We start from the raw sequence: 4,692 nt of genomic DNA on the forward strand, positions 1-4,692 counted from the left end.
CCCTTCCTCGCCCAGTAAGCCGTACCCCGCTGCGCCACTCGCCTCGCCAGAGGCGAGTGGCCTCCTGCTTCACAGGGGTGAAGGCACTTCGACACCGTCTTCTACCCCGTGAGGACTTCCAGTGCCGCGGCGTGCACACCCGGCGCGGCGGCGAGGTAGCTCTCGCCGGCCAGCTCCCACGGCTCGCCCTCGAGGTCGGTCACGACGCCACCGGCCTCCTGTACCAGCAGCACACCTGCCGCGTGGGACCGGACATGGTCGAACTGCCAGTGCACGTCCATCCGGCCCGCGGCGACCTGGGCGAGCTGATGGGTCACCGGTACGGACACTCGCACATACAGGGCGGAGTTCGTCATGGCTGCGAAGGCGGCGCCCATCCGCTGCGCGAGTTCCGGGTCGTGGCCCGGCTTGGCCTGGCCGGTCCCGGCCAGCGCGCCGTCCAGCGACGTCTTGAGCGAAACCCGCAGCCGAACGCCGTTGAGGAACGCCCCACCACCCTCGGTAGCGGTGAACATCTCGTCGGAGACCGGGAAGTAGACCACCGCCAGCACCGGGCGGCCGTCACGGACGAGGCTCACGCCGATGTTCCAGTCGGGCATGCCGTGCACGGCATTGACGTTGCCACCGACCGGGTCGATGAGCCACCACTCACCGTTGGCCAACGGTCCCGATCCGTGTTCGTCATCGAGCCAGCCCGCGCTCGGCAGAGCCTCGGTCAGCGCCGGGCGCAACGTGTCGACCACGGCCGCGTCATTGGCCTGGAGGTGCGCGAGCAGTTCGGGGAGCCCGGGCGGACGGGACTCGGTGGAGTAACGCGTCATCATGCGGGCGCCGGCGTGGCGAACGGCGGCGACGGTGGTGGCAAGCAGTTGCCGGCTCATGCGATGCTCCCGAAGTTGACCGAGGTGGATTGATACAGAATTGGGATTTACTTCCATGCAATTGGACCTGAATCTGCTGACCGTGCTGGACGCCCTGCTCGAGGAGGGCAGCGTGATGGGCGCCGCCAAGCGGCTGCACCTGTCCTCACCCGCGGTCAGCCGCACCCTCGGCCGGCTTCGCGCCGTCACCGGGGACGACATCCTGGTACGCACCGGCCACTCGATGACCCCCACCCCGTACGCGCTGTCGGTGCGGGAGGAGGTGCACCGGCTGGTCAGGCAGGCGCACGAAGTGCTCTCGCCCATCCGCGAATTGGTCCTGGTCGAACTGGATCGCACCTTCACGATCGCGTGTCACGACGCCGCGGCCGCGTCACTGGTCCCGGTGCTGGTCGGGAACATCCAGCAGCAGGCGCCCGGGGTGCAGTTGCGGGTTCTGGCGGAGAACTCCGTCGACACCGACGACCTGCGCCACGGCCGTGTCGATCTGGAACTCGGTGGCGGCATGCCGAGTCTGCCCGAGTTCCGGTCCGAGCCCCTCGGCGAAGACCGGCTCGTGGTGGCGATGCGCGCGGACCACCCTTGCGCCACCGGACTCGACCTGGCCTCCTACGCGGCGCAACCGCACGTGGTGATCTCCCGGCGCGGCCGGCTCACCGCACCGATCGACGACGCGCTGGCCACCGAAGGCCTGCGCCGCCGGGTGGTCGCCGCGGTGGCGACGGTGTCCACCGCTCTGCAGATCGCCGCCCGCAGCGACGCCCTGGTCACCTGCACGGCGCTCCTCGGCCGCCCGCTCATCGAGGCGTTCGGACTCCTCACCCGGCCGCTGCCGATCGATGTCCCAGCGGCGACGATCAACTGCAACTGGCACCAGCGCTACGACTCCGATCCCGCCCACGCCTGGCTCCGCGAGCAGGTCCGGGCGTCGATCGGGGAGATCACCGCCTGCTGACCACGGCACCTACTCCGCCAAGGGCAGGGCCACGGCACCGGGAAAGCGAGGCGTCTCGGCTTCGTCGAGCATCGCCGCGGCGACGGTTTCCCGGCTGACCTTCGCACCGAGGTCGAACGGAGGCGCGGCCTCCAGGCCGACCGTGCGCCGGCGCGGGCTTTCCGGCCCGTCAGCGAGCATCCCGGCATGGAAGACGGTGCCCCCGGCCGCGAGAACGGTGTTGTCGGCTTCGACCTTGTCCGCGAGCCGGTCGCCCAGCGCCTTGGCGAGCACACCCGCGCCCTCCCCCGCCACTTCGGCCGATTCGCCCGTGCCGTAGGCACCGAGCCAGATGACGCGCCGTGGGCCGGCGGCGACGAGCGCTCGGGCGCCGGTCAGGAGAGTCCCGGCCCGGTCCGTGCCGAGCGCGGAAAGGACGACGGAGTCCCCGTTCACGACGGCGGCGATACTGGCTGCGTCGTTCACGTCACCCGCCACTTTGCGCAGGTTCGGGGAGTCGGGGAGGTCGATCCGTTCGGGGTGACGCGCGATGGCGGTCACGGTGTGACCGCGTCGCAGTGCCTGCCGGGTGAGGGCGACGCCGGTCCGGCCGGAAGCCGCGAGAACAGTGAGGTTCATGCAGAGAACGCTAGGGAGCCCCTCACTTAACATCAAGTGCAAGTATTTGACTGAGCGAGTTACTCACACGCAATCCGGGTCGCCGAGGTCCACTGACCCGGCCGCGGCGTGCACCGTGAAGGAGGACTTACGTTGCCCACGTATGCACAGCGACCTCCGTCGGCGGCCCGGTGGGGCTCGCGGCTGCGACTCCCCTCGGACTCATCGGCCTCATGGCGCTGCAACAGGCACCGCGCGTCCGAGCCGTCGGCGTCAACACCGGCCTGCGGCCATCGCGTTGCGTGAAATCGCACACCTGACCGCGTGCCCGCCGCTTCAGAGTCGGCCAGTCGCCTACCTACATGCGCCGACCTGCCACCTTGAGGGGCCCCGCGAGCGAAAGGAGTACTAGATGACTGGTCTATTTGTGAGCTACGATAGAAGTATGCCAGTCACCGCAACACGCAGTACCGACGCCCGTCGGAACATCCTCGACGCCGCCCGACGGATCATGGCCCACAAAGGCTACTCCGCGGTCGGCCTCAATGAGGTGCTCGCGCAAGCCGGTGTACCAAAGGGCTCCTTCTACCACTATTTCGCCTCCAAGGACGCCTTCGGCGAAGCCCTGCTGCAGAACTACTTCGAGCAGTATCTCGCCGACATGGACCGGACACTCGCTCAGCCCGGCCTGTCCGCCGCCGAGCGCCTGATGGCCTATTGGCAGGCGTGGCGAGAAACGCAGAGCGTCGACGACTGCCAGGGCCAGTGCCTCGTCGTGAAGCTCGCAGCGGAGGTCTCCGACCTGTCGGAACCGATGCGGCTTGCCCTCAAGGAGGGGACGGACGCGATCATCGACCGTCTTGAGCGGACCATCGCCAGTGGCCTTACGGACGGAACCGTCGAAATCGACGGCTCACCGCGCGAAACGGCACAGACCCTCTACGACATGTGGCTCGGCGCCAGCGTCATGGCCAAGATTCACCGCAACATCGCATGCCTCGATGTTGCGATGGCGATGACTCGCCGACTCGTGCAGCCGTAAAAGCAGTTCAAGCCTGCCGCTCCGGTGCTTCGCCCGCGAACCGCCGAGCCCGTCGTTGGCCAGGCGGCTCCCGAATCCAGCCATCTGACGCTGCTGGGTCCGCCTGCAAGCGGATCACGCCCAGAGCAGGGGTCGAGCGTGACCGTTGCTTCGTAAGGGGACGGCGGTTGCGTCGGCGACAGGCCTCGACCGAACCCAGGCGGTTACCCACCCCTGTCGCCCCCGGTTCAGCTGGTGGCGTTGTCGGCCGGTGGGCCGTTTCGCTGCTCATTCCTTGAACAGTTCCGACCAGCACTGCCGGTCCATCGGGCTGAAGCCCGATGGACCGGCAGGTTGGCGAGAGGGACGCAGGGAGTGGACTGGCGAGCGGTGGATGGTGTGTGCGGTTGTGCCGCCTGGTTGCCTCAGCCGCGGGTGGCGGTGAACTTGATGAGGGCTTCGGCGGCCGGGCCGGAGGATGCGGGGTTCTGGCCGGTGATGAGCAGGCCGTCCTGGACGACGTAGGGCTCCCAGTCACCGAGCTTGGAGTAGTGACCGCCGAGCTTCTTCAGCTCGTCCTCGACGAGGAAGGGGACGATGTCGGTGAGCGCGACCGCGTCTTCCTCGGAGTTGGCGAACCCCGTGACCTGCTTGCCACGGACCAGTGGCGTGCCGTCCTCGTCGACGGCGTGGCGCAGGACGCCGGGAGCGTGGCAGACGAGGGCCAGGGGCTTGCCTGAGCGCAGAGTGGTCTCGATGAGGCGGACGGAGTCGGCGTCCTCGGCCAAGTCCCACAGGGGGCCGTGACCGCCGGGGTAGAAGACGGTGTCGAAGTCGTCGGCCTCCACCGAGTCCAGACGCACCGTGTCGGCCAGCGCGGCGGTCGCTGCGGGGTCGGCTTCGAAGCGGCGGGTCTGGTCGGTCTGGTTGGCGGGCTCGTTGCTCTTGGGGTCCAGCGGCGGTTGGCCTCCCTTGGGCGAGGCGAGCGTGATGTCCCAGCCGGCCTCCTCGAAGCGGTAGTAGGGAGCGGCGAGTTCCTCCAGCCAGAACCCGGTCGTGCGGCCGGTGTCACCGAGCTGGTCGTGCGAGGTGAGAACGATGAGGACCTTCATGGCAGTAACTCCTTCATGAGTAGACCGGTCGTCTTTGATGGGTCAAAAGGGGCCGGCGGTGGCGACAAGACTTGTCCGGACCGGCCCGCCGAACGCGGACCGCAGGACTTACTGGGCGAGGAAGGA

5 protein-coding genes are annotated in these 4,692 nt (G+C 68.5%); 2 read left to right on the forward strand and 3 right to left on the reverse strand.

Annotated elements, in window-relative coordinates:
* Positions 1 to 101: 101 nt before the first annotated feature.
* The gene (locus tag ABTZ58_RS39735; RefSeq protein ID WP_351368294.1) at positions 102 to 881 is read right to left on the reverse strand and encodes an inositol monophosphatase family protein; all 780 of its coding nucleotides are present in this window, start codon (positions 879 to 881) and stop codon (positions 102 to 104) included.
* A gap of 55 nt (positions 882 to 936) precedes the next feature.
* Here ABTZ58_RS39735 and ABTZ58_RS39740 point away from each other — a divergent pair, with 55 nt between their 5' ends.
* The gene (locus ABTZ58_RS39740; RefSeq protein ID WP_351368297.1) at positions 937 to 1,836 is read left to right on the forward strand and encodes a LysR family transcriptional regulator; all 900 of its coding nucleotides are present in this window, start codon (positions 937 to 939) and stop codon (positions 1,834 to 1,836) included.
* 9 nt (positions 1,837 to 1,845) lie between these two features.
* Here ABTZ58_RS39740 and ABTZ58_RS39745 read toward each other — a convergent pair whose 3' ends face one another.
* The gene (locus ABTZ58_RS39745) at positions 1,846 to 2,454 is read right to left on the reverse strand and encodes an NAD(P)-dependent oxidoreductase (protein ID WP_351368300.1); all 609 of its coding nucleotides are present in this window, start codon (positions 2,452 to 2,454) and stop codon (positions 1,846 to 1,848) included.
* A 424-nt stretch (positions 2,455 to 2,878) separates the two neighbouring features.
* Between ABTZ58_RS39745 and ABTZ58_RS39750 the strand changes: the two genes are divergently transcribed.
* Positions 2,879 to 3,475, forward strand: coding sequence for a TetR/AcrR family transcriptional regulator (locus tag ABTZ58_RS39750; RefSeq protein WP_351368303.1), 597 nt, complete (start codon positions 2,879 to 2,881; stop codon positions 3,473 to 3,475).
* Between the two features lie 404 nt (positions 3,476 to 3,879).
* On the opposite strand, the gene ABTZ58_RS39755 is transcribed toward ABTZ58_RS39750, so the two are convergent.
* Positions 3,880 to 4,566 (reverse strand): type 1 glutamine amidotransferase domain-containing protein, encoded by a 687-nt coding sequence (locus ABTZ58_RS39755; RefSeq protein WP_351368306.1) that lies wholly within the window; start codon positions 4,564 to 4,566, stop codon positions 3,880 to 3,882.
* Between the last annotated feature and the right edge of the window lie 126 nt (positions 4,567 to 4,692).

Origin of the sequence: Streptomyces sp. NPDC094143, from assembly GCF_040303825.1 — a bacterium.
Lineage (GTDB): Bacteria > Actinomycetota > Actinomycetes > Streptomycetales > Streptomycetaceae > Streptomyces.